The following is a 25,990-nucleotide window of genomic DNA, read 5'->3' on the forward strand; positions in this document are numbered from 1 at the left end:
GTGCTTTCGAATGGGTGGGATGTGGCGGCTGAATCCTCGCAGCGAGATGCCCAGCGGGGCATAGTCAATTCGGGTGGTTGTAAACCCGTTACGACCCGGTGTCATCCATGAGAACAGGACCCGCTAAAGTTAACTCCCGGGTCGCCCGGATGTGCTCCACTTTCGTGGGTGCGTGGCCTCGGGGCCGGGCGGCAGCGGGGGCTTTCAGCGCCTCTCGATCCGGTAGCGGATCTGCACCTGCTCGCCGGTCTGCAGGACGTCGATGACGCGCATCCGCTTGCTGGTGATGCGGCGGGGGAGCAGTGGCGCTCCGGCGCCCAGGGTGACCGGACAGATCCCGGCGACGACCTCGTCGAGCAGACCGGCGTCGTCGAACTGGCCGACCAGGTCGCCGCCGCCCACGAGCCAGATCCCGCCGTCGACGGTGGCCGCGATCTCGTCGTAGACCGGCTTCACGTCGCCCTGCACGAACCGCACCTGCGTGCCCTGGACCTCCGGCAGGTCGGTCGCGTGCGTGAACACCCACACCGGCCGCTCGTCGTAGTACTCCCGCCACTTCTCCGGCGCGGTCAGCATCTCCGGATCGTGGTCGATCATCCAGCGGTACGTCGTGCCGCCCATCACCAGCGCAGCCGACTCCGCCATCAGCCGCTCCCAGGAGGTCTCGTCGTCGCCGTGCTCTGTCTCGAAGAGCCAGTCCAGCGAGCTGTTCTCATCGGCGATGTAGCCGTCCAGGGATGTCGCGGTGAAGTAGGTGACCTTGGGCATGCCCCTGACGCTAGGCGCGTCAGAGGCATGCCCGCCCGACCGTTCTTGCTCTGTCTCCTGCTGGTCCGTCAGGTCCGGGAGGCGTCTCCCGACTCCAGGCAGGTACGCAGCGCGGTGAGCCCGCGCGAGGAGTGGCTCTTGACGGTGCCCTCGCTGATCCGCAGCTCGCGCGCGGTCTCGGCGACCGACAGCTGCAGCCAGTGGCGCAGGACGACCACCTTGCGCTGCATCTCCGGCAGCGCCTGCAGCGCCGCGAACAGCTCCGACCGCTCCTCGAACCGCGCGGCCGGCATCGGCCGCTCCGGGATGTCGCCCGAGCGTTCCCGCTTCCACCACTGCCGCCGGGTCTGGTCGATGTGGGCGCGGACCAGGATCGTCCGGACGTACGCCTCCTCCGACCCCGGCTCCACCCGGCGCCACGAGGCGTACAGCTTCAGCAGCGACGTCTGCACCAGGTCGTCCGCCCGGTGCCAGTCGCCGCACAAGGCATAGGCAGTTCGCAGCAGATGCGGGCGTCGTGCGGCGACGAACCCGGAGAATGCCTCATCACGTGTGCTCACGGGAACAACGACCCTCCGCCCGTCTCCTCGTCGGTCTCGATGGCCTTGACGATGACCAGGACGTCCGCGAGGGAACGTGTGGTGCGATCCTCGGATCGGCGTTCGTCCGCCACCTCGATGGTGTAGACGAGCGTGAGGCCGTCCTTCTCGCGAGCGATGGCGACCTGTTCCTTCCTCTTGATGGTGATCCGAGCCGCCGCGGACCGGGTGGCGCCTTCGGCGAACTTCTCTCCGAGATCGGGGTCGGCGACCTGCTCGAGAATCTCCACGCCGTCCTCGGCCGGGACCAGCTCCGATCCGGGTCCGAACTCGACCGCCTCGGACATGCTCGCGCTGTAACCGCCCGCCGACGCGGCCATCTCCCTGTCGATCCGCTCTTTCTCGTGAGCGAGGTATCCGTCGATGGTCTGCCCCGGAGCGGCGTACGCCACCCCGTAGCCTTGACCGCCGCCACCGCCCTTCGGCCGGTCGCCGCTGAAGAGGATCCACACCTCCATGCCCTCGCGCTCCGCGACGGCTGCGTCCGAGTCCCAGGGCAGGTCATAGTCGAGCGGGTTGTCGATCTCGCGCGTAACCGTCCAGCCGCCGCCGACCCGGATCGACCCTCCGACCGACCATCGGGGCTTGACGTGGTGCGCGGCCACGTCCTCGGCCCACTCGCCGAGGCTCTTCCCGTTGGTCTGCGCCGCGTCGGCGTAGGCGATCTCGGTCGGGTTCATGAAGTTCGCATAGATCGTCTTCCTCCCGTCGGTCGCGGCGAGGAACAGCTGGGCATAGTCGTGTCCGATGAGTCGGCGGATCTCCTTCCGCTCGATCCGGCCGGCCTCCTCCCAGCCGTCCTGGAGCGTGACCTCTTTCGTGTCGAAGTCGTACCTGAGGGGGGAGGCGTCGCTCAACGGCGGCTGTGTCGGGTAGACGCCGGGTGCCTCGCCGGCGTCCGACTGGGTCGCGATCGGTGGGGTGGGTGCCGCCCGGTCGCGCCACGGTGCGTACGCAGATCCCAGGCCGATCACCGCCGCGACGAGGAGAGCGGTCCCGCCGGCGGCGACGGCCTGTCGACGGCGTACGGCCTTCTTCCCGGCGGCCACCAGGGCAGCCGGATCCGCGGGTATGGGTGGGGGTTGCGGGATCGCCCGATCGAGGACGTCGTGCCAGTCCATGGTTCCTCCAAGGTCAGTCTCACCCGTGGATACGGATCCCGCGGCAGATCGGTTGTCCTGCTTGATCGATCCAACTCCGAGCGTTGGCAACGGGTGGTCGGAGGCGCATTACGCTGGCCACCAGCGCACCGGTCGACAACGGATCTCAAGGAGAACCTCCAGATGCCCATCGCCACCCCCGAGAAGTACGCCGAGATGCTCGCGACCGCGAAGGAGAAGGGTTTCGCCTTCCCCGCGATCAACGTCTCCTCGTCGCAGACGCTCAACGCGGCGCTGGCCGGGTTCGCGGAGGCCGGCTCGGACGGCATCATCCAGATCTCCACGGGCGGCGCGGAGTACCTCTCCGGCCCCACGGTCAAGAACATGGTGACCGGCTCGGTGGCCTTCGCCGCGTACGCGACCGAGGTCGCCAAGTCCTACGACGTCAACATCGCGCTCCACACCGACCACTGCCCCAAGGACAAGCTCGACGGCTTCGTACGTCCCCTCCTCGAGCTCTCCGCCGAGCGCGTCCAGCGCGGTGAGGCGCCGCTGTTCCAGAGCCACATGTGGGACGGGTCCGCGGTGCCGCTGGCCGAGAACCTGCAGATCGCCGAGGAGCTGCTGGCGAAGGCCAAGGCCGCCCACATCGTGCTCGAGATCGAGGTCGGCGTGGTCGGTGGCGAGGAGGACGGCATCGTCGGAGCGATCGACGACAAGCTCTACTCGACCCCCGAGGACGCCATCGCGACCGCCGACGCGCTGGGCGTCGAGGGCTACCTGACCGCGCTCACCTTCGGCAACGTGCACGGCGTCTACAAGCCGGGCAACGTCAAGCTCCGTCCCTCGATCCTGCGTGACGCCCAGGACGCGGTCGTCGCCAAGCTCGGCCTGCCGGCCGGCGCCAAGCCGTTCGACCTCGTCTTCCACGGCGGCTCGGGCTCGAGCGCCGAGGAGATCGCCGAGGCGGTCTCCTACGGCGTGGTCAAGATGAACATCGACACCGACACCCAGTACGCCTACACGCGCCAGGTCGCCGGCCACATGCTCGCCAACTACGACGGTGTTCTGAAGGTCGACGGCGAGGTCGGAAACAAGAAGCAGTACGATCCTCGCGTCTGGGGCAAGCTCGCTGAGGCCGGTATGGCCACTCGGGTCGTCGAGGGTGCCCAGCATCTCGGTTCTGCGGGCAATTCCATCGGCTGAACGACACGCCGGGGATGGGCCAATGGTCCCGGTTCGGAAAACGTTGTGGCACACGGCATAGCAAACTCGGGCTTATGTCGTTGTGCCGGTCATTGGTAAAGCGATTCAATGCCCTAGCTGGACGGCGACCCTCGGGTAACAAGGTCGGACCGTCCCCTCGGCGTTGATCTTGGGAGGGACATCCTCGGTATGGAAACCACTGCGCGAAACCGCACAATCGGCGGAATCGTCATAGGCGCGATCATTCTGATCCTGCTGCTCGTCTTGTTCTCGTGCACCGTAAACAGCGATACACAGAGCTCGCCGAAGAAGGAGCCGAGCACCGGGGAGTCTTCGCTCCCCAGTGATCCGGACACTCTTGAGCCTGACGACAAGCCGTCGGAGAAGGACTCCGACGAGCCGGAGGTCGTCGACGACGACATCGTCCCGGCTGCGAACACCGGCGTGACCTTCATCCCCGCGGGCAACGTCCCGTCGGGCAGCACCCCGACCTGTGAGCTCGACCCGAGCGCCTGCGAGGACACTCGTCCGCCGGGCGCCGGTGTGGACATCTGCGAGATCCGCCCGGACCTGGCCCAGTGCCAGGAGCCCGAGCCGACCCCGCCGCCGACCGAGCCGACGGATCCGACGGACCCGACCGACCCGACGGATCCGACCGACCCGATCTGCGAGCTCTTCCCCGACCTGCCGATCTGTGACGACGACGGTCCTGGTCCCGGTGACCCCGAGGACGAGACTGCTCCGGACCCGGTCACCATCAGCGGGTGCGAGGTGCTGACCAACACCTCCGCGAAGATCGACTGGTCCAAGGCGCAGGACAAGAGCGGGATCTCCCACTACACGGTGACCTCGTCGCCGGACGCCGGAAACCCGGGTCGCACCGAGGAGACCGCGGCGACCTTCCCAGGCCTCGACGCGGGTGTCACCTACACCTTCTCGGTCACCGCGACCGACAAGGCGGGCAACGAGTCCGAGGAGAGCAACGAGGTCGACTGCGTCATGGACGTGACGGCGCCTGAGGTGCCTGCGGACCTGACCGTTGAAGAGGGCGACCCGAGCGACAGCACGCTGAACGTGAGCTGGTCCGACTCCGAGGACAACGAGAACGGCGTCGGCGATGTCAGCTACAACCTCTACCGCGACGGCGAGCTCATTGCGGCCGGCAACAACACCTCCTTCGAGGACACCGGTCTGAAGGCTGGCACGGAGTACACCTACTCCGTGCAGGCTGTGGACGGTGCCGGCAACGAGTCCGCGCGCTCCGCCGGGGTCTCGGGTACGACCACGAAGATCGCGCCGACGGTCCCGACCGGCCTCGACGCGAGCAACGAGGGCCTGCTCGGCTTCGACCTCAAGTGGAACCCGTCGACGGATGAGGACGGCGTCACGCCGGCCGCGGAGATCGACTACCGGGTCAGTGTCACCGGCGGAATCTGCGTCGGTGGCACGACCACCGGCGAGACCACGTTGCGGGTGACCTGCATCGTTCTGTGGGACACCGTCGAGGTCACGGTGACGGCGATCGACGGTGACGGCAACGAGTCGGCCCCCAGCCGGAGGCTGACGGTGAACTCCGACGGCAGCGAGGCCAGGGAGGTCAACGGCAACACCGCGCTCCGCTCGAACACCCCGGGCGAGGACATGTCCGACGCTCCGGCCGACAAGCCGGCGTCGCCGGAGGCCCCGGCCGAGGACGCTCCTGCCGAGGAGCAGCCGACCGAGGAGAACTCGCCGCTGCTGCCGGGTCTGGATGACATCCTCCCGGGCGGCGAGGACACCGCTGAGGCTCCTGCTGAGGAGCCGGCCGAGCCTGAGGCGACGCCGAGCGAGTCGGAGTCTCCGGCCGCGCGGCCGACGACCGAGGAGCCTGCTGACGAGGCGACCGAGGAAGCTCCCGCCGAGGAGGACGAGGACGGTCTGCTGGAGAACATCGGTGACGCGCTGACCAGCGCCGTGGCCGCGGTGTTCTAGCCGATCACACGCCGAGATACAGGGCGGGGAGAGCCGAGAGGCTCTCCCCGCCCTGTCGCATCCCGGGATGGTCGAGAGCACGCCGAATGCTCACCGAGGTACCTCGGCGAACACGCACTGACTTCGTGGAGTTCGCCGAAGGAAGCGACCGTTCACCGAGGTACCTCGGTGAGCATCCGGGACCGCCCGGGCGCAAACGACCCAAAACCAAGGAGTCGGATGCCCAGCGCCCCCCACAAGCCCTGGACATCCGACGATCTTGGGTGACCGACACAAGTGTGCGTCAGTCGTGGGCTCAGGTTAGGCATAGAAACGCCCATGGATCCAGATGGTTAAGACGAAATTCATGAACTTTCTGTGCTCATTCGAACAGATTCGAACAGATCTGAGGGCCGAATCATCTAGATCCATACATTAGGATTTCGGTGTGCGTGTGATGACGTCCCGAGCTCGCGCGGCCATCTTCGCCCCGATCGGCGACGAGGGCCGGGCGGCGCGCGTCGAGAACCGGCTCGCGGAGGCGATCCGCTCCGGCGTGCTCGCGCACGGCGAGCGGCTCCCCAGCGAGCCGGAGCTGGCCCAGATGCTCGGCGTCGCGACGGTCACCGCACGGGAGGCATTGGTCGCGCTGCGCGCCAAGGGCCTGGTGGTGACGACCCGGGGGCGGGGCGGTGGCTCGTTCGTACGTGCCCCCGAGAGCGGCGACCTCGTCGAGGACCGGCTCGCGTCGATGTCGCGGGTCGAGCTGCGCGACCGGGCGACGGTCTACCTGGTGGTGCTCACTGGTTGTGCGGAGATCGCGGCGGAGCGTACGGACCCTGACGAGGTCGAGGACCTGCGTGACCTGCTGATCCCGCTCAACGTCAGCGACGTGGCCCGCTGGCGCAGCGCCGACAGCGAGCTCTACCTGTCGGTGGCCGCGTTGACGCAGTCGGCCCGGATGACCCGCGAGGTGGTGCGTCAGGAGGCCGACTTCGGCGCGCTGCTCCGGATCCCGCTCAACGAGCCGGGCTTCCGGGAGGCCACGGCGACCCGCCACCAGGAGCTTGTCGAAGCCCTCGCAGCAGGAGATGCTGTCAGGGCACGGGAGAGCGTACGCGAGCATGTCGCCCACTCCCTTGAACGCTTGGCCGAGATCCATGAGGCGGTGCGACGATGACGAAGACCATGACTCCCATCGACTGTGTGGCTCAGGTCGAGCAGCATTTCGGGCCGATCGTGACCGAGCTCGAGCGCGTACGCAGCGAGGTGGCCGCCCTCTTCGAGGCCGGCCCGGTCACCACCGCGTCCCTGCGCGAGCGGCTCGAGCCCGGCTCGCTGGAGTTCCTGCGCAACCCCAACCTCATCGGTGGTGGCTTCGTCGCGGCCCCGGGCGTGCTCAGCGACCGCCGGCTCTACCTCGTCTGGTGGCAGGGCGAGGAGCGTGACTTCCTCGGCGACGCCGATGCGCCGGGCACGGGAGAGGCGATCGACTACACCCGCCAGCCTTGGTACCGCACCCCGGAGCGCACGGGGGAGCTGACCCTCGTCGGGCCGTACGTCGACTTCGTCTGCACCGACGAGTACGTCATGACCACGACGATGCCGGTCTACGCCGGGGGCCGCATGGTCGGCGTCGCGGGGGCAGACACCCTGGTCGAGACGCTCGAGACGATGCTGCTGCCGGGACTGCGCGAGGCCGGTGCCACGCTGGTCAACGGCCACGGCAAGGCGATCGTCTCCGCCGACCCGCAGCTGGCCACCGGTGCCCCGCTCACCACCGCCCGGGACATGATCCCGTGCCGCGGGCTGCCGCTCTCGGTCGCTCTAGGCTGACGGCTTCACCATGTGACGCGGGGTGGTGAAGAAGAGCACCGCCACGAAGCCGACCGCCAGGGCGGCCGCCGGCAGCAGCATCACCTCCGACATCGCCTCGGCGAACTCCGTGGCCACGGCGGGCGGGACCGAGGAGCCTGCTGCGGTCTCGTGGCCGCCCGCGAGCGATCCGCCGAGGCCGTGGGCGTTGAGGCGGAGGTCGATGAGCACGGCGACCCCGGCGGAGCCGATCACCGACCCGACGAGCCGGGTGGCGTTGTAGACCCCGGCGCCCGCGCCGGCCAGCCGCATCGGCACGTTGCGGGTGGCGGTCGCCGCAAGGGGCGCCCACACGGCGGCCGAACCGAGACCGAAGACGGCCATCGGCACCAGCAGCTGCCACAGCTGGGAGTCGACGGTCATCGGCACCGCGAGCCAGAAGAGCGAGAGGGAGCAGAGGAAGAAGGCCACGCCGGTCAGCAGCCGCGGATGCACGCGGTCGCTCAGCCGACCGACCAGCGGCGCGGCGAGGAGAGAGACGAAGGCCATCGGGACCATCAGCAGGGACGCCTCGAGCGCGGTGTAGCCGCGGACGAGCTGGGCGTAGAGCATCAGCGGGAAGCCCTGCGCGACGGCCGCGAAGCCCATGCAGGAGATCGCCAGGCTGGAGACGGAGAAGTTGCGGTCGGTGAAGATGGACAGCGGCACCAACGGCTCCTTGCGGTTGCGCGCCTGCCACCAGACGAAGAGCGCCATGATCGCGACGCCCCCGGCGACGAGCGCCCAGGTGACGGCGTCCCAGCCGCGCTGCTCGCCGTTCTGCAGACCGAAGACCACGCAGAACATCCCGACGCCGCTGAGCGCCACCCCGAGCCAGTCGAAGACGTGGGCGTGGGTCTCCAGCGCAGGGACCATCAGCCAGTTGAGGACGATCGCGATGATGCCGATCGGCACGTTGACGCAGAAGATCCACTCCCAGCCGCCGACCGCGACCAGCGCCCCGCCCGCGAGCGGACCGACGAGCGTCGCGACGCCAGCGGTCGCACCCCACAGCGCCATCGCCGAGCCCCGCCGCTCCGCAGGGAAGATCCGGGTGATGGTCGCCATCGTCTGTGGCGTCATCATCGCCGCGCCGAGACCCTGCACCGCCCGCGCCGCGACCAGCGACTCGATGCTTCCGGCGAGCCCGCACCACAGCGACGAGGCGGTGAAGACGGCCAGGCCGGCGATGTAGACCCACTTGGGTCCGAACCGGTCACCGAGCCTGCCCATGATCAGGACCGGCACGGCGTAGGCCAGCAGATAGGCGCTGGTCACCCACAGCACCGCGTTGGCGCTCGCGTCGAGCTCGGCCATGATGTCCGGCGTCGCGACGGTCACGATCGTCATGTCGACCAGCAGCATGAAGAAGCCGATGCACAGCGCGACCAGCGCCCGCCAGGGGTGCTCGGTCGTCTGCGCTGCGGTCGTCTGCGTCACGGGCTGGCTCATGGCCACAGTCAACACCCGCGCGCCGACATCTCCCTGATCGGTCTGCCCGGGGAAAGACGGTCGGTGGCTGCAGGCACAATGGTGCGTATGACCCACCAGGACCTGATGGCCGGACCGCCGCCGACCCACCTCCCCGCCGACCCCGCGACCGACGAGCTGGCCGCCGGCACCGACCCCGCCGAGGTCGTACGCCGCCACCCGGCCTCGCCCTCTGCCTGGGCCGCGCTCGCGACGGCCGCCAAGGAGGCCGGTGCCGAGGACGTGACCATCTACGCCTACGCCCGCGTCGGCTACCACCGCTCGCTCGACATGCTGCGCCGCAACGGCTGGAAGGGCCACGGCCCGGTGCCGTGGGAGCACGAGCCCAACCGCGGCTTCCTGACCAGCCTCGCCCTCCTCGCCGAGCAGGCCAAGGCGATCGGCGAGACCGAGGAGTGGGAGCGCTGCAGCGAGTTCCTGCGCGACAGCAGCCCGACGGCGTACGACGCGCTTCTGGGGTGATTACCGAATCGCGTCGGACCAGCGATTTCGCCTAGCCTTGACCCGTGACTGAGCAGACCACCAACGCGCCAGAGCCGGACCTCAACGAGCAGATGCTGGTCCGGCGCGAGAAGCGCGAGCGCCTGCTGGCCGAGGGCAAGAAGGCGTACGCCATCGAGGTCGGCCGCACCCACACGCTCGCGGAGGTGCGCGAGGCCTACGAGGACAAGCTCGAGGCCGGCGACGAGACTCAGGACGTGGTCACCGTCGCCGGTCGGGTCATGTTCGTCCGCAACACCGGCAAGCTCGCGTTCGCGACGCTGCAGGAGGGCATCGGCACCCGGCTCCAGGTGATGCTCTCGCTCGCCGAGGTGGGGGAGGAGTCGCTCGCGGAGTGGAAGAGCCTGGTCGACCTCGGTGACCACGTCGCCGTCACCGGCCGGGTGATCTCCTCGCGGCGCGGTGAGCTCTCCATCATGGCTTCGAGCTGGCAGATGGTGTCCAAGGCGCTGCGGCCGCTGCCGGTGCTCCACAAGGACCTCTCCGAGGAGGCCCGGGTCCGGCAGCGCTACGCCGACCTGATCGTGCGCCAGGAGGCGCGCGACATGGTGCGTACGCGCGCGAAGATCACCCAGGCGATCCGACGCCGGCTGGAGGACGACGGCTACCTCGAGGTCGAGACGCCGGTCCTGCAGCTCATCCACGGTGGTGCGCACGCGCGGCCGTTCAAGACCCACATGAACGCCTTCGACCAGCCGATGACGCTGCGCATCGCGCTCGAGCTCAACCTGAAGAAGGCGGTCGTCGGCGGCGTCGACAAGGTCTACGAGATCGGCCGGATCTTCCGCAACGAGGGCGTCGACTCCACGCACAGCCCCGAGTTCACGATGATCGAGGCCTACCAGGCCTACGGCGACCAGTTCACGATCGCCGAGGAGATGCGGCAGATGTATCTCGCCGCCGCCGACGCGGTCGGCTCGCGCCAGGTCGAGACGGAGGCCGGTGTCATCGACCTCGACGGCGAGTGGAAGTGGCTGCCGGTCTACGAGGGCGTCTCCGAGGCCGTCGGTGTCGAGGTCACCCCTGACACCGACGTCGACACGCTGAAGGCGCTCGCCGACAAGCACGACGTCGAGCTCGACCCGGCCTGGGACGCGGCCAAGATCGTCATGGAGCTGTGCGGCGAGCTGGTCGAGCCCCACCTGCTCCAGCCGACCTTCCTGTGCGACTTCCCGGCGATCGCCCAGCCGCTGGCGCGGATCAACGACGAGGAGCCGGGCAAGGTGCTCGCCTGGGACCTGATCATCGGCGGTGTCGAGCGCGGCACCGGGTTCACCGAGCTGATCGACCCGGTCGTGCAGCGCGAGGTCCTCACCGCCCAGTCTCTCCTGGCCGCCGGCGGCGACCCCGAGGCGATGCAGCTCGACGAGGACTTCCTGCGAGCGCTGGAGTACGGCGCCCCGCCGATGGGTGGCCTCGGGCTCGGCCTGGACCGGGCGATCATGCTGTTCACCGGCGCAGGGATCCGCGAAACGATCCTCTTCCCGCTGCTCAAGCCGGAGGCCTGACGACTAACTGGCATTAAAGTGCCAGATATGGAGAACGGCCGGTCGGAGACGTTGATGACCGCGCTCGGGTTCGACCCGGGCGCGGCACAGCTCTACAGCCGTCTTCTCCCGCTCAACGGGTGGCCGTTGGTGGTCGTGGCGGCGACGCTGTCCTCCTCCGAGGAGGAGCTGCTGGAGGAGGCCGCGCCGTTGGTCGACAGCGGTGTCGTCTCCATCGGCGAGACCTTGACCGTGCTCAGCCCGACGGCGGTGGTCGCCCACATGCTGGAGCGGGCCGCGACCAGGGCCCAGGACGCCCACGACCATCTGCTCAAGATCTCCCAGTCGGTGCCGTACGTCGCCGGCACCGCCGCGCGGCTCCCGGCCCAGATCGGCGAGGAGCACCCGATCGAGGGCGAGGTGATCGCAACCGAGTTCACGCCGGAGACCTTCGAGCGGCTGGTCTCGGCCACCTCGGGCGACATGATGTGGCTGCGCCCGGCGGTGACCGTGCATCCCTCGGAGATGCGGTTCATCTCGGTCATCGAGTCCACGATCAAGTCGGGTCGCCGGTGCCGTGGCATCTACCCGGTGGCCGCGCTGAAGCACTCACCCGACGTGCTGCGGATGCGGGTCGCGATCGGTGAGGAGATCCGGATCCTGCCACGCGTCGGCACCCACCTGATGGTGGTCGGCAGCACGCACGCGATGTTCCCCGACCCGCTCGGGACGGTGGAGCAGCCGATCATCAACGTACGCCAGCGGGGCATCGTCGAGGTGGTGACCAGCTACTTCGAGGAGCTGTGGCGTCGCGCCCTCCCGGCGGCCGAGCTGGAGGACCTGCCGAGCGCCGAGCGTCGTCTGCTGCTCGCCGAGCTGGCCAGCGGAGCCCAGGACGAGCAGATCGCCCGGAGGCTGGGGGTCTCGCTGCGTACGGTCCGGCGACGGGTCGCTGAGCTGCTCGAGGAGCTCGGTGCGACGTCGCGGTTCGAGGCGGGTGTGGAGGCCGCCCGGCGAGCCTGGCTGTGACGTACGAGTCCGAATTTGCTAGCGTGTGGTCGCAAGAGCCCTGGTCTTGCCAGGGCTTTCTGCATTTGATGGATCCAGCACACACTAGGTAATGGTGCGTTGAGCAGCCGCCGCAGGGCGGAGGGACTCCGTCCGGAGCGAAGGAGCAACACATGCCCGCGATCACGATCATCGGCGCCCAATGGGGCGACGAAGGCAAGGGCAAGGCGACCGACCTGCTCGGTGAGCACGTCGACTACGTCGTGAAGTTCAACGGCGGCAACAACGCCGGCCACACGGTGGTGATCGGCAAGGAGAAGTACGCCCTCCACCTGTTGCCCAGCGGCATCCTGACCGCCGGCGTGACGCCGGTGATCGGCAACGGCGTGGTCGTCGACCTCGCGGTCCTCTTCGAGGAGCTGAGCGGTCTGGAGCAGCGCGGCGTCGACATCTCCAAGCTGAAGCTGTCCGCCAGCGCCCACGTCATCGCCGACTACAACCGCCAGCTCGACAAGGTCACCGAGCGATTCCTCGGCTCTCGCAAGATCGGCACCACCGGCCGCGGGATCGGGCCGACCTATGCCGACAAGGTCAACCGCATCGGCATCCGCGTCCAGGACCTCTTCGACGAGTCGATCCTGCGCGGCAAGGTCGAGGGTGCCCTGGAGCTGAAGAACCAGCTGCTCTCCAAGGTCTACAACCGCCGTGGCTTCACCGTCGACGCGGTCGTCGAGGACCTGCTGTCCTACGCCGACCGGATCGCGCCGATGGTGTGCGACACCGGCCTGCTGCTCAACCAGGCGCTCGACCGGGGCGAGACGGTGCTGCTCGAGGGCGGCCAGGCGACCCTGCTCGACGTCGACCACGGCACCTACCCCTTCGTGACCTCCTCCAACGCCACCTCGGGCGGCGCCTGCACCGGCTCCGGCATCCCGCCGACCCGGATCGACCGGGTCGTCGCGATCGTGAAGGCCTACACCACCCGCGTGGGGGAGGGGCCGTTCCCGACCGAGCTCTTCGACGCGTCGGGCGACTACCTGCGCGACAACGGCCACGAGTTCGGCACGACCACCGGACGCCCGCGTCGCTGTGGCTGGTATGACGCGGTCATCGCCCGCTACGCGGCCCGCGTCAACGGCGTCACCGACTTCGTCCTGACCAAGCTCGATGTGCTCGACGGCCTCGAGGAGATCCCGGTGTGCGTGGCGTACGACGTCGACGGCGTCCGCCACGACGAGATGCCCGTCAACCAGTCCGACTTCCACCACGCCAAGCCGATCTTCGAGATGCTGCCCGGCTGGAAGGAAGACATCTCGGGTGCCCGGTCGTTCGCCGACCTCCCGGCCAACGCCCAGGCGTACGTGAAGTACGTCGAGGAGATCTCCGGCGCCCCGATGTCGGTCATCGGCGTCGGCCCGGCCCGCGACGAGACGGTCATCATCAACTCGCTGACCTAAGGTTGGCGCGTGACTTCTCGCAAGATCCTCGTCGTCGGCACCGGTGGTCGTGAGCACGCGCTCGCGCTGAAGCTCTCCCAGGAGGGGAACGAGGTGTACGCCGCGCCCGGCAACCCCGGGATCGCGGCGTTCGCCACGCTCCGGGATGTGGACATCATGTCCGGTCCTGCCATCGCCGCCCTGGCCGGCGAGCTGGGCGTGGACCTGGTCGTCGTCGGGCCCGAGGCGCCGCTGGTGGCCGGGGTCGCCGACGCGGTCCGTGAGGCGGGGATCGCGGTCTTCGGGCCGTCGGAGGCTGCCGCGCAGCTCGAGGGGTCGAAGGCGTTCTCGAAGGACGTGATGTCCGTGGCCGGCGTGCCGACCGCGGGCTCGCGCGTGGCGACCACGCCCGAGGAGGCGGCCGCCGCGCTGGACGAGTTCGGCGCTCCGTACGTCGTCAAGGACGACGCTCTTGCCGCGGGCAAGGGCGTCGTCGTGACACGTGACCGCGAGGAGGCGCTGGCCCACGCAGCCGCCTGCGAGCGGGTCGTCATCGAGGAGTTCCTCGACGGCCCCGAGGTCTCGCTCTTCGCGATCTGCGACGGGACGCGGGCCCACGCGCTGCAGCCGGCCCAGGACTTCAAGCGGATCTTCGACGGCGGCAAGGGCGGCAACACCGGTGGGATGGGTGCCTACTCGCCGCTGCCGTGGGCGCAGCCGGACCTGGCCGACGCCGTGCTGACGACCGTCGTCCAGCCGACCCTGGTCGAGATGGAGAAGCGCGGCGCTCCGTTCGTCGGGTGCCTCTACGTCGGGCTCTCGCTGACCGCCAAGGGTCCGAAGGTGATCGAGTTCAACTGCCGGTTCGGTGACCCCGACATCCAGCCGGTCCTCGCTCTTCTGGAGTCCTCCCTCGGCGACCTGCTCCTCGCGGCGGCCACGGGCACGCTGGACACCGTCGATGCGCCGACCTTCTCCGACGGTGCCTCGGTGACCGTCGTGCTGGCCTCGGCCGGCTACCCCGAGTCGTCTTCGAAGGGCGACGTCATCACCGGCGCCGGCAACGCCAACTCGATCAACGACGTGGACGTGATCCACGCCGGCACGGCGATCGTCGATGCCTCCACCCCCGAGGAGCCCGACCACCGCCACCTGGTCACCGCGGGAGGCCGGGTGCTGGCGGTCCGCGCGAAGGGCTACGACATCGACGACGCGCGCTCACGGGCATACGCCGCCGCCGACCTGATCACGTTCGACGGACTCCAGCGGCGCTCCGACATCGCGGCCGAGCCGCTCGGCGTCGTCGAGGGCGCCTCGCTGCTTTGAGCATCGGCGTAGTCTGCCGAGCATGACCTGGGTCGTGTTCGGGATCGCTGTCGTCGTCGTGCTCGGCCTGATGATCGCCGCGTGCAACAAGGTGCTGCGGTCCTCCCGGCGAGGAATCTCGTCCGGTCTCGGCGACGGCCTCGGCAACTTCATCGACGTCTTCGATCCCGGCAACGCCCGCGCCGCGCGCGACCTCAAGGAGCAGGACAACGTCGGTCACGTGATCCCGTCACCCGACGGTGACGACCCGCCCCACGGGGTCGACCTGAAGGCCGGCCGGGTCACCATCCGGCGGGCCTGAGACGTCCAGGTGACGCCGAGTCGGCTCGTCAGAACGAGCCGACTCGACGAGCTCAAGGGAGACTCGGTGGTCAGTCCTCGGCGGGCGGGGTGACGGCCTCGTCGGGCCGGTGTTCTATGACGTCCTCGTAGTAGGACTCGGCGGCGTTGATGAGCTTGACCCACTCGCCGGCGAACTGGGAGAGCACCCAGCGGTGCTCGAGGATCTCGTGGAACATCTGCGCCGGGGTCAGCTTGGCGGCGGCGCCGGGCGGGCGCATCGCGACGATGGGCTCGTAGACCTCGCGCAGCCAGCGGCTCGCCGCGACCTCGATCGGCCGGTCGCCGAGCTCGCGGGTGGCGCGGAAGGCGGAGATGTCGTTGAGGATCCGCCGCGCCTGGGCGTCCTGGACGTCCAGCCCGGTCAGCGTACGCAGCTCGCGGCGGTGGTGGCCCAGCTCGACCACCCGCGGCCGCAACGCCACCGTGTCGCCGTCCTCGCTGGTGGTGATGTCGAGCTCCTCGACGTCGAAGCCGAGGTCGTGGAGGCGCTCGATGCGCTGCTCGATGTGCCACATCTCCTCGGCGGAGAAGACCTGCTCCTCGGTGAGCTCGCGCCACAGCGCGTCGTAGCGGCTCTGCAGCCGCTCGACGATCGCATCGATCGGGAAGGCCTCGGGCAGGGACTCGCTCGCCTGCAGGTCGAGCAGCTCGCCGTAGATGTTCTGGTAGGCGACGTCGAGGTCGTACTCCCGCAGCCGGTCGGAGAGCTCCGGCTTCAGCTCCCCGGTCTCGGCATCGACCAGGTAGGCGGCGAACCCGGCCGCGTCGCGCACGAACAGGACGTTCGACAAGGACACGTCGCCCCAGTAGAAGCCGGCCAGGTGGAGGCGTACGAGCAGGACGACCAGCGCGTCGATGAGCGCTGGGAGCCGGTCGGCTGCGAGCCCCCGCTCGAACAGCGCGCGGTAGGGGAGCGAGTAGGTGAGGTGCTCGGTCATCAGCGCGGCGCCGAGGTCGTTGCCGTCGCGGTCCTTGCGACCGGTGACCACGCTCTTGGCGACCACGGTCGGCAGGCCGAGGCGCTGCAGCTCGCGCAGCATGTTGTACTCACGCCGGGCGATGTCGGCCTGGGTCTCCTTGACCGCGTAGATGTGGTTGCGCACTCGCACGATGCGTACGACATGGCGACTCAGCCCGCGGGCCAGCGGCACCACGACATCATCCGGCCAGTCCTCCAGGGGAAATGACCAGGGCAGGGTGTAGATCGCCGGATCGGGCCGGCTGGCGAGGATCCGCAGGGCCATACCGCCACGTTAGTGGGGGTGGGCACGGAGCATGGGAGAATGTCCGCCGTGACTGTGGTGCCCAACGTTCTCGCCAACCGCTATGCCGCGGCCGACCTCGCCGGGATCTGGAGTCCCGAGCACAAGATCGTCCTGGAGCGTCAGCTCTGGATCGCGGTGCTCAAGGCCCAGAAGGATCTCGGCATCGACGTCCCCGACGGGGTCGTGGAGGCGTACGAGAAGGTCGTCGAGGACGTCGACCTCGACTCGATCGCGGCCCGCGAGCGGGTGACCCGCCACGACGTGAAGGCGCGGATCGAGGAGTTCGCCGCGCTGGCCGGTCACGAGCACATCCACAAGGGCATGACCTCGCGAGACCTCACCGAGAACGTCGAGCAGCTCCAGGTCCTCTCGAGCCTGAAGGTGATCCGCGACCGTGCCGTCGCGACGCTGGCTCGCCTGGCGCGGCTCGCGGCCGAGCACGAGACCACCGTCATGGCCGGTCGTTCGCACAATGTCGCTGCCCAGGCGACGACGCTCGGCAAGCGGTTCGCGACGGTCGCCGACGAGATGCTGGTCGGGCTCCAGCGGGTCGAGGAGCTCATCGCCCGCTACCCGCTGCGCGGGATCAAGGGCCCGATGGGCACGGCGCAGGACATGCTCGATCTGCTCGACGGTGACGCCGACAAGCTGGCTGCGCTCGAGGAGCGGGTCGCGGCCCACCTCGGCTTCGAGAACGTCTTCACCAGCGTCGGCCAGGTCTACCCGCGCTCCCTCGACTTCGACGCGGTCTCGGCGCTGGTCCAGCTCGTCTCCGGCCCCTCCAACCTCTCGACCACGATCCGGCTGATGGCCGGCAACGAGCTGGTCACCGAGGGCTTCAAGGAGGGCCAGGTCGGCTCCTCCGCGATGCCTCACAAGATGAACTCGCGCTCCACCGAGCGGGTCAACGGCCTCTCGGTGGTGCTTCGCGGCTACCTCTCGATGATCTCGGAGCTGGCCGGCGACCAGTGGAACGAGGGCGACGTCTCCGACTCCGTCGTGCGCCGCGTCGCGCTCCCGGACGCGTTCTTCGCCGCCGACGGCCTCTTCCAGACCTTCCTGACCGTGCTGGACGAGTTCGGCGCCTTCCCTGCCGTGATCCAGCGCGAGCTCGACCGCTACCTGCCGTTCCTGGCGACCACCAAGGTGCTCATGGCAGCCGTCCGCAACGGCGTCGGCCGCGAGGAGGCGCACGAGGCGATCAAGGAGGCCGCCGTCGGCACCGCGCTCTCGATGCGCAAGGGACAGGCCGAGAACGACGTCTTCGCCAAGCTCGGCGCCGACTCCCGGCTCGGTCTGACCGAGGACCAGATCCAGTCGCTGGTGGCCGAGCCGATCGAGTTCACCGGTGCCGCCGTCGCGCAGGTCCAGGAGGTCGTACGCCGCGTGGAGGCCGTCACCGCCCGCTACCCCGAGGCCGCCGCCTACGTGCCGGGAGAGATCCTCTGAGTCCCGTGATCACCGTCGCGGCGGTCGTCTTCCGGGACGGTGACGGGCGCATGTTGACCGTCCGCAAGAACGGCACCGCGAAGTTCATGCTCCCCGGCGGAAAGCTGGAGCCGGGGGAGTCGGCCGCGCAGGCGGCCGTCCGCGAGGTGGCGGAGGAGCTCGGCGTACGACTTCGGGTCGAGGACCTGGCGCTGCTCGGCGAGTTCGAGGCGGACGCCGCCAACGAGCCGGGTCACCTGGTGCGCTCGACGGTCTTCACCTGGACCGGAGAGGTCGCCCCGGACGCCGCTGCCGAGATCGCGGAGCTGCGCTGGGCGACGCTCGCCGAGATCGCCGACGGAGCCGACTTCGCCCCGCTGACCAGGGAGTACGTCGTCCCCGCGCTCGAACCCGCCTGAACCGTCGCGGCCGGCCGCGACGCGGTGTCAGACTGTTGGTGTGTCCGGGTACTTCGCCGCCGACTCGATGGTCGTCCGTGTCATGCGTCAGCGGGCCGTCGGGCTGAGCTGGGGACAGCGGGCGCTGGTGATCGGTGGCCTGCACCCACGGCTCTTCGTCGGCACCGCGCAGCACACGGTGCACCGGTCGACGCCCTACACGCGGCTCGCGCTGACCGCTCGGCTGATGGAGACGGTCTTCCTCGGCACCAAGGAGGAGGCCGACCGGGCGCTCGCCTTCACGGCGAAGCGGCATGTGCCCGTCGCGGGGACGATGGAGGTCCCCGGCGGTCCCGCGCATCCCGAGGGGTCGCCCTACTCGGCCGCCGACCCCGGGCTGATGTGGTGGACGGCGGCCTTCGCGCTCGACTCGGTCGAGTTCATGTACGACGCCCTGGTCCGCCCGCTCCGCCCGGACGAGCGCGAGGAGCTCTTCGACGGGTTCGTGACCTGGGCTGGTCTCTTCGGTATGCCGTCGTCGGCCGCGCCGGCGTCCTATCCCGACTTCCGCCGCCGCTTCGACGCCTGGCTCGCCTCGGACGAGCCGTATCTCGTGGACGAGGCGCGCCTGGTCGGCCGGCACATCGCCGGCAGCGCCGGCTACCACCTCCCTGGCGGGCCGCCGACCTCCGAGACTCTCCGGACCGTCGTCCAGGGCAGCCTTCCGGCGCTCGTCCGCGAGCACTACGGCATCCCGTGGTCGGCTGCCGCCGAGAGGAGATGGCAGGCCGTACGCACCGCCAGCCGGCTCGCCCACGGCCGCCTCTCGCTCATCGGGTCCACGCCGTTGCTGCGCGGGCGGAGCGAGCACTTCTACACGGTCGTCCAGCAGGGAGAACAGGCGTTGGTGCGCCGAGGAGGCGTCAGCATTCCCGGCGTCTCCGACGTCACGCCGGCTTGACGTCCAGCACGACCTCGAACTCCAGCAGATCGGCGCCGGTGGCGACGGGCTTGCGCGGCGCCTCACCCGGCGGAGTCGCGTGCGCGGCGCGGGCATCCCCGTCGCGCCAGGCCGCGAAGGACTCCTCGGAGTCCCAGTGGGTGACGACGAAGTAGCGGTCGTCACCTGCGACGGGGCGCAGCAGCTGGAAGCCGAGGAACCCCGGCGACTTCTCGACCGCACCGGCCCGCGCCGCGAACCGCTTCTCGAGCTCCGCTCCCGCCTCGGCCGGAACCTGGATTGCATTGATCTTCACCACAGACATGCCGCAAACCTATGCGAGGGCTGGGGAGGCGGCGTACGTGCCTGCGACGATGGACGGCATGTCCGAGCCGGTAACCGTGACCATCGCCCGTCGAGTCTCTGTGGAGCGCCGCGACGAGATGGTCGCCTGGATGCAGGCGGGGATCCGGCTGGCCAGTGAGTTCCCCGGCTTCCTGGGAGCGGGCTGGGTGCGGCCGTCACCGGACTCCGACCAGTGGCACCTGCTGTACCGCTTCGACTCCCACGAGACCCTGGGCAGGTGGGACAACAGCCGGCAGCGCGGCTGGTGGCTGGGGGCGGGCGAGCCGTTCGTGGAGGAGACCCGGATCGAGCGGCGCACCGGCATCGAGGGCTGGTTCGACCCGCCGAGCACCTACGACGTCGAGCAGGTCTCCGGGGTCGCGACGGCCCCGCCGCGGTGGAAGCAGACGATCACGATCTTCCTGATGTTCTACCCGGTCAGCCTGCTCGCCAACTGGCTGCTCGGCCCGCTGGTCGCGGAGTGGGCGCTGCCGCTGAAGGTGCTCGGGGTGATGGTCGTGACGCTGCCGTTCATGACCTACTTCGGGCTGCCGTGGATCACCCGCAACATGGAGTGGTTCCTGCACGGCCGCCCGGCGCCCTGGCGCCGAGGCTAGGGCTTCGCGTCGCCGTCTTCGGCGGAGAGCACCACGTCGAGGAGCCCGGGGAACCGGGCATCGAGATCCTCTCGCCGCAGCGAGAGGCGCCGGGCGCGGCCGTTGGCCTCGTTGCGGACCACACCTGACGTACGCAGCACCTTCATCAGGTGCGACTTGGTCGACTTCGGTACGTCCGGGTTGCTCAGGTGGCACTCCGCCATGTCGAGCGGTCCGTCGACCAGCTGACGGGCGATCGCCAGGCGCTCGGGGTCGCTGAGCGCGAAGAGAACGGTCGTCAGTGAGATCTCCGACCGCTCAGGATGCGGAAGGTCCGGGGAAGAACTCATGGTTCGATAATAGTTGCACAGTCGACGGAAGGCACGTACTCTCGAACGAAAGGTTCGAAATAATTCGAACGATGGATGGAGTGGTGATGTCGGCAGAGGCAGTGAGCGGTGTGACGACGGACGCCGTCTCGGGGCGGCGGCTCGGGGCCGGGGTGGCTCTCGGGGCGGTCGTGCTGATGATGGCGGGGGCCAGCGCCCCCTCGCCGTTCTACCCCGACCTCCAGGTCGGCCTCGGGCTCCAGCCCTGGGTGATGACGGCGATCTTCGCCGTCTACGCCGTCGCCCTGCTCGGCACGCTGCTGGTGTTCGGCTCGGTCTCCGACCACGTCGGGCGACGCCCGGTGGTGACTGTCGGGTTCGTCCTCCTGGCGGCCAGCTTCCTGCTCTTCCGCGGCGCCGATGCCGCCGCCGCCCTCTTCGAGGCTCGGATCCTGCAAGGGGTCGCGAGCGGGTTGCTGCTCTCGACCCTGTCCGCAGCCGTGGCCGACTTCGAGCGGCCGTCGCGGCCCGGCTCCGCCGCGGTGGTCAACGCCGTCGCCCCGATGGCCGGCCTGGCGGTCGGTGCCGTCGTCGCCGGCGTGGCGATGGAGATGGCCGCCGACGCGCGGCTGCTCGTCTTCGACGCCCTCATCCTGCTGTCCCTGCTGCTCGCGGCAGGTGTCTGGCTCGTACCGGAGACCGCGCCCCGCCACGAGGGCCTGGTGGCCTCGCTGCGCCCGCGGATCGCGGTGCCGCCGGCGATCCGGGGCCTGCTTGCCCGCAGCGCCCCGGCGATCTTCGCCGGCTGGGCCACCGGTGGGCTGTTCCTCTCCCTCGGTGCCGCGATCGTGCGCTCCGAGCTGGGCGTGACCAACCACATCCTGCAGGGGCTGGCGATCGGCGCCCTCGCCGGTGCGGGAGGGCTGGCGTCGTACGTCTTCCGGCACCGCTCGGCGCGGACGACGACGCTCTACGGCACGGCCGCGCTGGCCACCGGCACCGTGCTCAGCCTGGCCGCACTCCTGGCCGGTTCGGTGACGGCGTACCTCGTCGCGGTGGTCGTCGCGGGCACCGGCTTCGGCACGGCCTTCTTCGGCATCCTGCGCTCGATCATGCCGCTCCTGCCGGCACATGAGCGGGCGGAGGTCTTCGCGGTGATCTTCATCGTGTCCTACCTCGCCTTCGGCATCCCGGCGGTCGTCGCCGGGCTGCTGACGCCGCAGATCGGTCTCACGACCACGACGTACGTCTACGGCGCCGTCGTCGCGGTGCTCTCCGCCATGGCCGGCCTGCTGCGCTGGCGCAGCGGCGACTGACCTAGTCAGGGGTGCGCGATCGCGCCGCCACCCTTCCTCTCCTGGTACGTCGCCGAGAGCTCGTCGTAGGTCCGGGTGATCCGGGCGAGCTGGTCGGGGTCGGCGAGCGGGGCGAGTCCGGTGCTGACGAAGTAGGCGTTGGTGCGGTTGTAGAGATCTCGCCCCGGCGCGACCTCGTCGCGGTCGGGGTCCGGGACGGCGTACACGCCCTTCAGGATCGCCAGATCGTAGGGGATCGCGAAGGAGTCGGCCGAGTCCTGGTGGCTGAAGAGATAGGCGAACTCGGGAAACCCTGACCAGGCGATCCCCGACAGGCACAGCGAGCACGGCTCGTGGGTCGCCAGCAGCAGGCAGTCGGCGGGAGCCGGCCGGTCCTCGGCCGCGAGCTCGAAGAAGCGCTTGATGGCATGGATCTCCCCGTGCCACAGCGGGTTCTCGGTCTCGTTGTTGGTCTCGGCGACCACCGTCGAGAGGTCAGCGCGGCGCACGATCGCGGCACCGAAGATCTTGTTGCCCGCGGCCACGCCGGCACGGGTCAGCGGGACGATCTCCTGCTCGATGACGTCCAGCAGGCGGCGTACGTCTGCCTCGTCGCTCAGGTCCATCAGACCAGTGCCTCGCCGCCGTGGGTGGCGAGCTTGCGGGCGACCTCGGCCAGGTCGGCGCGCCAGATCTCCTCGGGGCCGGGCGGGAGGATGTCGTCCCAGTCGGGCGAGAAGCTGCCGCGTACGGAGAGCAGGTCCTTCGTGCGGGCCAGGAACCACATGTGCAGGTGCTCGGCACCGTCGCCGATCCGCATCGCGTGGCAGCGGGCGATGTTGGGCAGGCTCTCCACGATCCTGGCGAGTCGCACGGTGAGGACCCCGAACTCCGCCGCCTGGTGCTCGTCGAGATCGGGCAGGTCGTAGTGCTCGAGCGGCTCGAGGATCAGCACCAGCGGCAGCCCGGACTGCTTCAGGTGCTTCACCCGCCAGCTCTCGTCCTGCCAGATCACGCCCGGCAGGTCGGTGCCGCACAGGGTGCAGTCCACCCCGTCCTCGCCGCTGCGCGGCTCCTCGGGAGCCGGGGGAGCGAGCGGCTTGGGGGCGATCTCGCCGTCGCGTACGACCCACGGGAAGATGTCCCACTCGGTCACGCTCGGTGCGGGCAGGTCACCGCCGGCCTGGACTCGGGCATAGATCTGATCAGCTGTCTCGGCCATGGCTCGAAACCATGCCACAGCGAGCGGCGGTGTAACACGCTGTTCGTAGCACTATCCGGTCGTTCCGATAGGGCGAGTAGTACTCCGAACGACGTGTTACACCTCGCGGCGACCCGGCGCGGCTGATTAGTCGAGTGAGTGGATTGACTATCATCGGCACCATGAGCATCGCGACGCTGTCATCCCTCCCGTCCTACGACGGCGCCGAGCTCGTGATCCCGGCGCCGGGCGAGGGCCCGGGCAACTGGGCCGGCGCCGCGAGCGCGGTCCTGGTCGACGGGGTCTTCTGGCTGACCTGGCGCAACCGGCGGCCGCTCTCGGACGGGCGCGGGGTGACGGTCAGCGTGGCCCGGTCGACGGACGGGGTGCGGTTCGAGACGGTGACCGAGGTCCACCGCGACCAGTTCGGCTGCGAGTCGCTGGAGCGGCCGGTGCTGGTCCCGCTGCCCGATGGCGGCTGGCGGCTCTACCTCTCCTGCGCCACCTGGGACTCCAAGCACTGGTGGGTCGACAGTCTCACCGCCGACACGGTCGACGGGCTCCCGGACGGCCACCGCCAGGTCGTCCACCCCGGCAGCGACACCGTCGCGGTCAAGGACCCGGTGATCGCGATCGACCCGGTGACCCAGACCTGGCAGATGTGGCTGTGCTGCCACCCGCTCACCGAGCCGGGCCACGAGGACCGGATGACCACTCGCTATCTGACGAGCACCGACGGCCTGGAGTGGCACGACGACGGCGAGGTCCTCGCCGGCCGCCCCGGCCGCTGGGACGCCCGCGGGGCCCGGGTCACCACGGTCGTCACGCACGACCCGCTCGTCGTCCTCTACGACGGCCGGGCCGACGCCGAGTCGAACTGGTACGAGACCACCGGCGTCGCCCGCTGGGACGGCACCCGTCTGGTCGCCGACCCCGATGCGGCCCCGGTCGCCAGCCCTCACTCCGACGGCGCCTTCCGCTACGCCAGCGCCGTTCCGCTGCCCGACGGAAGAATCCGTTACTACGTGGAGGCCGCCCGTGAGGACGGCGCCCACGACCTGATCACGCTGGTTCGCTGAGGTTCTCCGCGAGTCTCGCGCGCTCCTGGAACGATCCCCGGCTCGAGGTGGAGAGCCAGTCGGAGAAGTCCTGCCCGCTCACCTTGGTGAGCAGCTCGATGTCCTCGGCGAAGGCGGGCAGGAGCTGCTCGCGCTGCTCGGGCGTCAGCCGGGGCCGGTGGTGGTCGCCCGGTCCCGCCAGCTGGCGCAGCAACGGCGGGTAGCTCCTGCGCCAGACCTCCGGCGGCGCGAACTGGGCGAGCCAGGCGCCGCCCCTGACCACGGGCCCGAGCACCTTCGGGCGCCAGCCGGGTTCGACGTACGTCCTGCTGTTGTCCTTCGGGATGTGATCGACATGGCCCTGCTCGATGCCGAGGAAACGGCAGGCGCGGTCGACGGTCGCGGCGGGCTCGTCGACGATGTCGCGGTAGCGCACCACCAGCACGCGGTCCTCGCCGACCAGCCCGTAGAGGTGGTCGAGCTGCCGGCCGTAGAGCCCGAGCTCGCGATAGCGCCAGAACGGCGCCCAGCCGTCGTGGGCGCGCCGGTCCTGGAGCCGGAAAGCCGTGGGGAAGTCGGCGACCGGCTCCAGTCCGTCGCACCACAGATGCATCCAGTTGGAGTAGGCGCGGTCGATCGGGTCGCGCACGACAGCGATCAGCTTCACATTCGGAAGCTCCTGGGCGATCCGCCGCTGGGCGCTGGTGGACCAGAGGTAGAACGGCGTGCTCTCGCCCCGGATCGCGTGCTCGGGGGCGGTGGCGAAGAGCCGGTCGTAGTCCGTACGCCGCCAGACCCACTCCTGCTGAGAGTGCTTGTCGCCGGGGCCGCGCCAGTGGGGCGGCGGAGCGTCGTCGCAGAGCCAGTACTTCGGTTCCTTCGGTGTCGTGGCGAACACCTGCGGGTGCCTCGCGAGCGCCGAGTGCAGCGCCGTGGTCCCTGCTTTCGGTGCCCCGATGATCAAGAAGTCTGGCTGTGGTCGTCGCTCCATGGGCGGCCCTTCCGCTTAAATCGCTCGAAACAGTCTACTTAAGCGAGAAACGGTTCGGGAGGACTATCTCTTAGGCTGATCCCGTGGCTGAACTCAACATCCCCCCGGCGCCGGCGATCCCGGGCGCGAAGCACCTCCACTCCGGCAAGGTGCGCGACCTCTACGAGCTGGAGGAGGGTCCGTACGCCGGCCAGCTCCTGATGGTCGCCAGCGACCGCATCTCGGCCTTCGACCACGTCTTCGACACGGTCATCCCGGACAAGGGTGAGATCCTCACGAAGCTCTCGCTGTGGTGGTTCGAGCAGTTCGAGGACCTGGTGCCGACCCATGTGCTCTCGACCGATGTCCCCGAGTCGGTGGCCGGCCGGGCGGTGGTCGCTCAGAAGCTCCACATGCTCCCTGTCGAGTGTGTCGCGCGCGGCTACCTGACCGGGTCGGGCCTGCGTGAGTACGAGGCGACCGGCGAGGTCTGCGGCATCCGGCTCCCGGCCGGTCTGGTCGACGGCTCCCGGCTCACCCCGCCGATCTTCACCCCGGCCACCAAGGCCGAGCTCGGCGACCACGACGAGAACGTCACCTACGAATACATCTCCAAGCTGATCGGCGAGGACGACGCCGCCGCGGTGCGCCGGCTCACCCTGGCGGTCTACCAGCGCGCCGACGAGATCGCCCGCGGCTGCGGCCTCATCCTGGCCGACACGAAGTTCGAGTTCGGCGTACGTCAGGACGACCTGGGCATCCGCACGATCGTGCTCGCCGACGAGGTGCTCACTCCGGACTCCTCCCGCTACTGGGACGCGAGTCAGTGGCATCCCGGGAGCGCGATCCCCAGCTTCGACAAGGACGTCATCCGGCGCTGGCTGCTCTCGCCCGAGTCCGGCTGGGACCGCGCTGCCGGTGGTCCGCCGCCGGAGCTGCCCGAGGAGATCGTCGCGCGCACGCGGGCGAAGTACGTCGAGGCGTACGAGAAGCTCACCGGCCACCGATTCTGAGACACGTGTCGCACTAAAAACGCGGACCCTGTTTCTTGGGGGGCTACTTGCGGGTAGGTTGTGACGCGTAACACGCACACCACT

27 protein-coding genes are annotated in these 25,990 nt (G+C 69.5%); 17 read left to right on the forward strand and 10 right to left on the reverse strand.

Annotated elements, in window-relative coordinates; translation table 11 throughout:
* Positions 1 to 204 precede the first annotated feature (204 nt).
* The 3 genes from ACIO3S_RS18455 to ACIO3S_RS18465 all read right to left on the reverse strand — a co-directional run bounded on the left by ACIO3S_RS18455 (position 205) and on the right by ACIO3S_RS18465 (position 2,488).
* Entirely contained in the window at positions 205 to 768 is a 564-nt protein-coding gene (locus tag ACIO3S_RS18455) for a dihydrofolate reductase family protein (protein ID WP_400466634.1), read from the reverse strand.
* Positions 769 to 836: 68 nt separating this feature from the next.
* Entirely contained in the window at positions 837 to 1,328 is a 492-nt protein-coding gene (locus ACIO3S_RS18460) for a SigE family RNA polymerase sigma factor (RefSeq protein WP_350715840.1), read from the reverse strand.
* Entirely contained in the window at positions 1,325 to 2,488 is a 1,164-nt protein-coding gene (locus tag ACIO3S_RS18465) for a hypothetical protein (RefSeq protein ID WP_400466638.1), read from the reverse strand. Before ACIO3S_RS18465 ends, ACIO3S_RS18460 begins: the two co-directional genes overlap by 4 nt.
* 93 nt (positions 2,489 to 2,581) lie before the next feature.
* On the opposite strand from ACIO3S_RS18465, the gene fbaA reads away from it, so the two are divergent.
* The 4 genes from fbaA to ACIO3S_RS18485 all read left to right on the forward strand — a co-directional run bounded on the left by fbaA (position 2,582) and on the right by ACIO3S_RS18485 (position 7,459).
* Entirely contained in the window at positions 2,582 to 3,673 is a 1,092-nt protein-coding gene (gene fbaA / locus ACIO3S_RS18470) for a class II fructose-bisphosphate aldolase (RefSeq protein ID WP_400466640.1), read from the forward strand.
* 189 nt (positions 3,674 to 3,862) lie between these two features.
* Positions 3,863 to 5,644 carry a fibronectin type III domain-containing protein gene (locus tag ACIO3S_RS18475; protein WP_400466643.1) on the forward strand — a complete coding sequence of 594 codons (1,782 nt, stop codon included), beginning with the start codon at positions 3,863 to 3,865 and terminating at the stop codon, positions 5,642 to 5,644.
* Positions 5,645 to 6,080: 436 nt separating this feature from the next.
* Positions 6,081 to 6,803 carry a GntR family transcriptional regulator gene (locus ACIO3S_RS18480; protein WP_350661264.1) on the forward strand — a complete coding sequence of 241 codons (723 nt, stop codon included), beginning with the start codon at positions 6,081 to 6,083 and terminating at the stop codon, positions 6,801 to 6,803.
* Complete coding sequence (locus ACIO3S_RS18485; RefSeq protein WP_160026661.1) at positions 6,800 to 7,459, forward strand: cache domain-containing protein; 660 nt, start codon at positions 6,800 to 6,802, stop codon at positions 7,457 to 7,459. Before ACIO3S_RS18480 ends, ACIO3S_RS18485 begins: the two co-directional genes overlap by 4 nt.
* Here the strand turns inward: ACIO3S_RS18485 and ACIO3S_RS18490 are convergent.
* Positions 7,451 to 8,929, reverse strand: coding sequence for a DHA2 family efflux MFS transporter permease subunit (locus tag ACIO3S_RS18490; RefSeq protein WP_400466646.1), 1,479 nt, complete (start codon positions 8,927 to 8,929; stop codon positions 7,451 to 7,453). The genes ACIO3S_RS18485 and ACIO3S_RS18490 overlap by 9 nt on opposite strands.
* A gap of 87 nt (positions 8,930 to 9,016) precedes the next feature.
* Here ACIO3S_RS18490 and ACIO3S_RS18495 point away from each other — a divergent pair, with 87 nt between their 5' ends.
* The 6 genes from ACIO3S_RS18495 to ACIO3S_RS18520 all read left to right on the forward strand — a co-directional run bounded on the left by ACIO3S_RS18495 (position 9,017) and on the right by ACIO3S_RS18520 (position 15,027).
* Positions 9,017 to 9,430, forward strand: a complete 414-nt coding sequence (locus tag ACIO3S_RS18495; RefSeq protein WP_400466649.1) for a DUF3151 domain-containing protein — start codon at positions 9,017 to 9,019, stop codon at positions 9,428 to 9,430.
* A 44-nt stretch (positions 9,431 to 9,474) separates the two neighbouring features.
* On the forward strand, positions 9,475 to 10,977 hold the full coding sequence (lysS, locus tag ACIO3S_RS18500; RefSeq protein ID WP_400466652.1) for a lysine--tRNA ligase: 1,503 nt from the start codon (positions 9,475 to 9,477) through the stop codon (positions 10,975 to 10,977).
* Between the two features lie 27 nt (positions 10,978 to 11,004).
* Positions 11,005 to 11,985, forward strand: coding sequence for a helix-turn-helix domain-containing protein (locus tag ACIO3S_RS18505; protein ID WP_400466655.1), 981 nt, complete (start codon positions 11,005 to 11,007; stop codon positions 11,983 to 11,985).
* Positions 11,986 to 12,137: 152 nt separating this feature from the next.
* Positions 12,138 to 13,421, forward strand: a complete 1,284-nt coding sequence (locus ACIO3S_RS18510; RefSeq protein ID WP_160026666.1) for an adenylosuccinate synthase — start codon at positions 12,138 to 12,140, stop codon at positions 13,419 to 13,421.
* Between the two features lie 9 nt (positions 13,422 to 13,430).
* The gene (purD, locus tag ACIO3S_RS18515; RefSeq protein ID WP_400466658.1) at positions 13,431 to 14,726 is read left to right on the forward strand and encodes a phosphoribosylamine--glycine ligase; all 1,296 of its coding nucleotides are present in this window, start codon (positions 13,431 to 13,433) and stop codon (positions 14,724 to 14,726) included.
* A gap of 22 nt (positions 14,727 to 14,748) precedes the next feature.
* Positions 14,749 to 15,027 (forward strand): hypothetical protein, encoded by a 279-nt coding sequence (locus ACIO3S_RS18520; protein ID WP_400466661.1) that lies wholly within the window; start codon positions 14,749 to 14,751, stop codon positions 15,025 to 15,027.
* 70 nt (positions 15,028 to 15,097) lie between these two features.
* Here the strand turns inward: ACIO3S_RS18520 and ACIO3S_RS18525 are convergent, their stop codons facing one another.
* Positions 15,098 to 16,312: a DUF4032 domain-containing protein gene (locus tag ACIO3S_RS18525; RefSeq protein WP_400466664.1), complete on the reverse strand. Its 1,215-nt coding sequence runs from the start codon at positions 16,310 to 16,312 to the stop codon at positions 15,098 to 15,100.
* Between the two features lie 39 nt (positions 16,313 to 16,351).
* Between ACIO3S_RS18525 and purB the strand changes: the two genes are divergently transcribed.
* Genes purB through ACIO3S_RS18540 form a run of 3 tightly spaced genes read left to right on the forward strand, consistent with a single transcriptional unit; the run spans position 16,352 to position 19,120 of the window.
* Complete coding sequence (purB, locus tag ACIO3S_RS18530; protein ID WP_400466667.1) at positions 16,352 to 17,782, forward strand: adenylosuccinate lyase; 1,431 nt, start codon at positions 16,352 to 16,354, stop codon at positions 17,780 to 17,782.
* A 5-nt stretch (positions 17,783 to 17,787) separates the two neighbouring features.
* Positions 17,788 to 18,180, forward strand: coding sequence for an NUDIX domain-containing protein (locus ACIO3S_RS18535; protein ID WP_400466670.1), 393 nt, complete (start codon positions 17,788 to 17,790; stop codon positions 18,178 to 18,180).
* A 40-nt stretch (positions 18,181 to 18,220) separates the two neighbouring features.
* Positions 18,221 to 19,120, forward strand: a complete 900-nt coding sequence (locus ACIO3S_RS18540; RefSeq protein WP_400466673.1) for an oxygenase MpaB family protein — start codon at positions 18,221 to 18,223, stop codon at positions 19,118 to 19,120.
* On the opposite strand, the gene ACIO3S_RS18545 is transcribed toward ACIO3S_RS18540, so the two are convergent.
* Positions 19,107 to 19,424 carry an antibiotic biosynthesis monooxygenase gene (locus tag ACIO3S_RS18545; RefSeq protein ID WP_160026672.1) on the reverse strand — a complete coding sequence of 106 codons (318 nt, stop codon included), beginning with the start codon at positions 19,422 to 19,424 and terminating at the stop codon, positions 19,107 to 19,109. The genes ACIO3S_RS18540 and ACIO3S_RS18545 overlap by 14 nt on opposite strands.
* Positions 19,425 to 19,482: 58 nt before the next feature.
* Between ACIO3S_RS18545 and ACIO3S_RS18550 the strand changes: the two genes are divergently transcribed.
* Positions 19,483 to 20,061 carry an antibiotic biosynthesis monooxygenase gene (locus ACIO3S_RS18550; RefSeq protein WP_400466676.1) on the forward strand — a complete coding sequence of 193 codons (579 nt, stop codon included), beginning with the start codon at positions 19,483 to 19,485 and terminating at the stop codon, positions 20,059 to 20,061.
* On the opposite strand, the gene ACIO3S_RS18555 is transcribed toward ACIO3S_RS18550, so the two are convergent.
* A complete protein-coding gene (locus ACIO3S_RS18555; protein WP_400466679.1) occupies positions 20,058 to 20,390 on the reverse strand; it encodes an ArsR/SmtB family transcription factor in 333 nt (110 codons plus the stop codon). The two genes, ACIO3S_RS18550 and ACIO3S_RS18555, sit on opposite strands and share 4 nt — an antisense overlap.
* A gap of 86 nt (positions 20,391 to 20,476) precedes the next feature.
* On the opposite strand from ACIO3S_RS18555, the gene ACIO3S_RS18560 reads away from it, so the two are divergent.
* Positions 20,477 to 21,685 (forward strand): MFS transporter, encoded by a 1,209-nt coding sequence (locus ACIO3S_RS18560; protein WP_400466682.1) that lies wholly within the window; start codon positions 20,477 to 20,479, stop codon positions 21,683 to 21,685.
* Between the two features lie 5 nt (positions 21,686 to 21,690).
* Here the strand turns inward: ACIO3S_RS18560 and ACIO3S_RS18565 are convergent, their stop codons facing one another.
* Both ACIO3S_RS18565 and ACIO3S_RS18570 read right to left on the reverse strand, forming a co-directional pair.
* The gene (locus ACIO3S_RS18565; protein ID WP_400466685.1) at positions 21,691 to 22,290 is read right to left on the reverse strand and encodes a nucleoside deaminase; all 600 of its coding nucleotides are present in this window, start codon (positions 22,288 to 22,290) and stop codon (positions 21,691 to 21,693) included.
* Complete coding sequence (locus tag ACIO3S_RS18570; RefSeq protein WP_350715812.1) at positions 22,290 to 22,886, reverse strand: hypothetical protein; 597 nt, start codon at positions 22,884 to 22,886, stop codon at positions 22,290 to 22,292. The genes ACIO3S_RS18565 and ACIO3S_RS18570 overlap by 1 nt, the downstream gene beginning before the upstream one ends.
* A gap of 161 nt (positions 22,887 to 23,047) precedes the next feature.
* Between ACIO3S_RS18570 and ACIO3S_RS18575 the strand changes: the two genes are divergently transcribed.
* On the forward strand, positions 23,048 to 23,944 hold the full coding sequence (locus ACIO3S_RS18575) for a hypothetical protein (RefSeq protein ID WP_400466688.1): 897 nt from the start codon (positions 23,048 to 23,050) through the stop codon (positions 23,942 to 23,944).
* Here the strand turns inward: ACIO3S_RS18575 and ACIO3S_RS18580 are convergent.
* On the reverse strand, positions 23,928 to 24,914 hold the full coding sequence (locus ACIO3S_RS18580) for a sulfotransferase family protein (RefSeq protein WP_400466691.1): 987 nt from the start codon (positions 24,912 to 24,914) through the stop codon (positions 23,928 to 23,930). The two genes, ACIO3S_RS18575 and ACIO3S_RS18580, sit on opposite strands and share 17 nt — an antisense overlap.
* A gap of 83 nt (positions 24,915 to 24,997) precedes the next feature.
* Between ACIO3S_RS18580 and ACIO3S_RS18585 the strand changes: the two genes are divergently transcribed.
* Positions 24,998 to 25,906: a phosphoribosylaminoimidazolesuccinocarboxamide synthase gene (locus ACIO3S_RS18585; protein WP_400466693.1), complete on the forward strand. Its 909-nt coding sequence runs from the start codon at positions 24,998 to 25,000 to the stop codon at positions 25,904 to 25,906.
* Positions 25,907 to 25,990 lie beyond the last annotated feature (84 nt).

The sequence above is a fragment of the Nocardioides sp. NPDC087217 genome (genome assembly GCF_044744805.1).
Taxonomy (GTDB): domain Bacteria; phylum Actinomycetota; class Actinomycetes; order Propionibacteriales; family Nocardioidaceae; genus Nocardioides.

What these genes read in the sequence shown, in the direction of transcription:
- ACIO3S_RS18455 (WP_400466634.1), bottom strand. Translation starts at nt 768, where the DNA reads ATGCCCAAGGTCACCTACTTCACCGCGACATCCCTGGACGGCTACATC.
- ACIO3S_RS18465 (WP_400466638.1), bottom strand. Translation starts at nt 2,488, where the DNA reads ATGGACTGGCACGACGTCCTCGATCGGGCGATCCCGCAACCCCCACCC.
- ACIO3S_RS18475 (WP_400466643.1), top strand. Translation starts at nt 3,863, where the DNA reads ATGGAAACCACTGCGCGAAACCGCACAATCGGCGGAATCGTCATAGGC.
- ACIO3S_RS18480 (WP_350661264.1), top strand. Translation starts at nt 6,081, where the DNA reads ATGACGTCCCGAGCTCGCGCGGCCATCTTCGCCCCGATCGGCGACGAG.
- ACIO3S_RS18485 (WP_160026661.1), top strand. Translation starts at nt 6,800, where the DNA reads ATGACGAAGACCATGACTCCCATCGACTGTGTGGCTCAGGTCGAGCAG.
- ACIO3S_RS18490 (WP_400466646.1), bottom strand. Translation starts at nt 8,929, where the DNA reads ATGAGCCAGCCCGTGACGCAGACGACCGCAGCGCAGACGACCGAGCAC.
- ACIO3S_RS18495 (WP_400466649.1), top strand. Translation starts at nt 9,017, where the DNA reads ATGACCCACCAGGACCTGATGGCCGGACCGCCGCCGACCCACCTCCCC.
- ACIO3S_RS18505 (WP_400466655.1), top strand. Translation starts at nt 11,005, where the DNA reads ATGGAGAACGGCCGGTCGGAGACGTTGATGACCGCGCTCGGGTTCGAC.
- ACIO3S_RS18510 (WP_160026666.1), top strand. Translation starts at nt 12,138, where the DNA reads ATGCCCGCGATCACGATCATCGGCGCCCAATGGGGCGACGAAGGCAAG.
- ACIO3S_RS18520 (WP_400466661.1), top strand. Translation starts at nt 14,749, where the DNA reads ATGACCTGGGTCGTGTTCGGGATCGCTGTCGTCGTCGTGCTCGGCCTG.
- ACIO3S_RS18525 (WP_400466664.1), bottom strand. Translation starts at nt 16,312, where the DNA reads ATGGCCCTGCGGATCCTCGCCAGCCGGCCCGATCCGGCGATCTACACC.
- purB (WP_400466667.1), top strand. Translation starts at nt 16,352, where the DNA reads ATGTCCGCCGTGACTGTGGTGCCCAACGTTCTCGCCAACCGCTATGCC.
- ACIO3S_RS18545 (WP_160026672.1), bottom strand. Translation starts at nt 19,424, where the DNA reads ATGTCTGTGGTGAAGATCAATGCAATCCAGGTTCCGGCCGAGGCGGGA.
- ACIO3S_RS18550 (WP_400466676.1), top strand. Translation starts at nt 19,483, where the DNA reads ATGTCCGAGCCGGTAACCGTGACCATCGCCCGTCGAGTCTCTGTGGAG.
- ACIO3S_RS18555 (WP_400466679.1), bottom strand. Translation starts at nt 20,390, where the DNA reads ATGAGTTCTTCCCCGGACCTTCCGCATCCTGAGCGGTCGGAGATCTCA.
- ACIO3S_RS18560 (WP_400466682.1), top strand. Translation starts at nt 20,477, where the DNA reads ATGTCGGCAGAGGCAGTGAGCGGTGTGACGACGGACGCCGTCTCGGGG.
- ACIO3S_RS18565 (WP_400466685.1), bottom strand. Translation starts at nt 22,290, where the DNA reads ATGGACCTGAGCGACGAGGCAGACGTACGCCGCCTGCTGGACGTCATC.
- ACIO3S_RS18570 (WP_350715812.1), bottom strand. Translation starts at nt 22,886, where the DNA reads ATGGCCGAGACAGCTGATCAGATCTATGCCCGAGTCCAGGCCGGCGGT.
- ACIO3S_RS18575 (WP_400466688.1), top strand. Translation starts at nt 23,048, where the DNA reads ATGAGCATCGCGACGCTGTCATCCCTCCCGTCCTACGACGGCGCCGAG.
- ACIO3S_RS18580 (WP_400466691.1), bottom strand. Translation starts at nt 24,914, where the DNA reads ATGGAGCGACGACCACAGCCAGACTTCTTGATCATCGGGGCACCGAAA.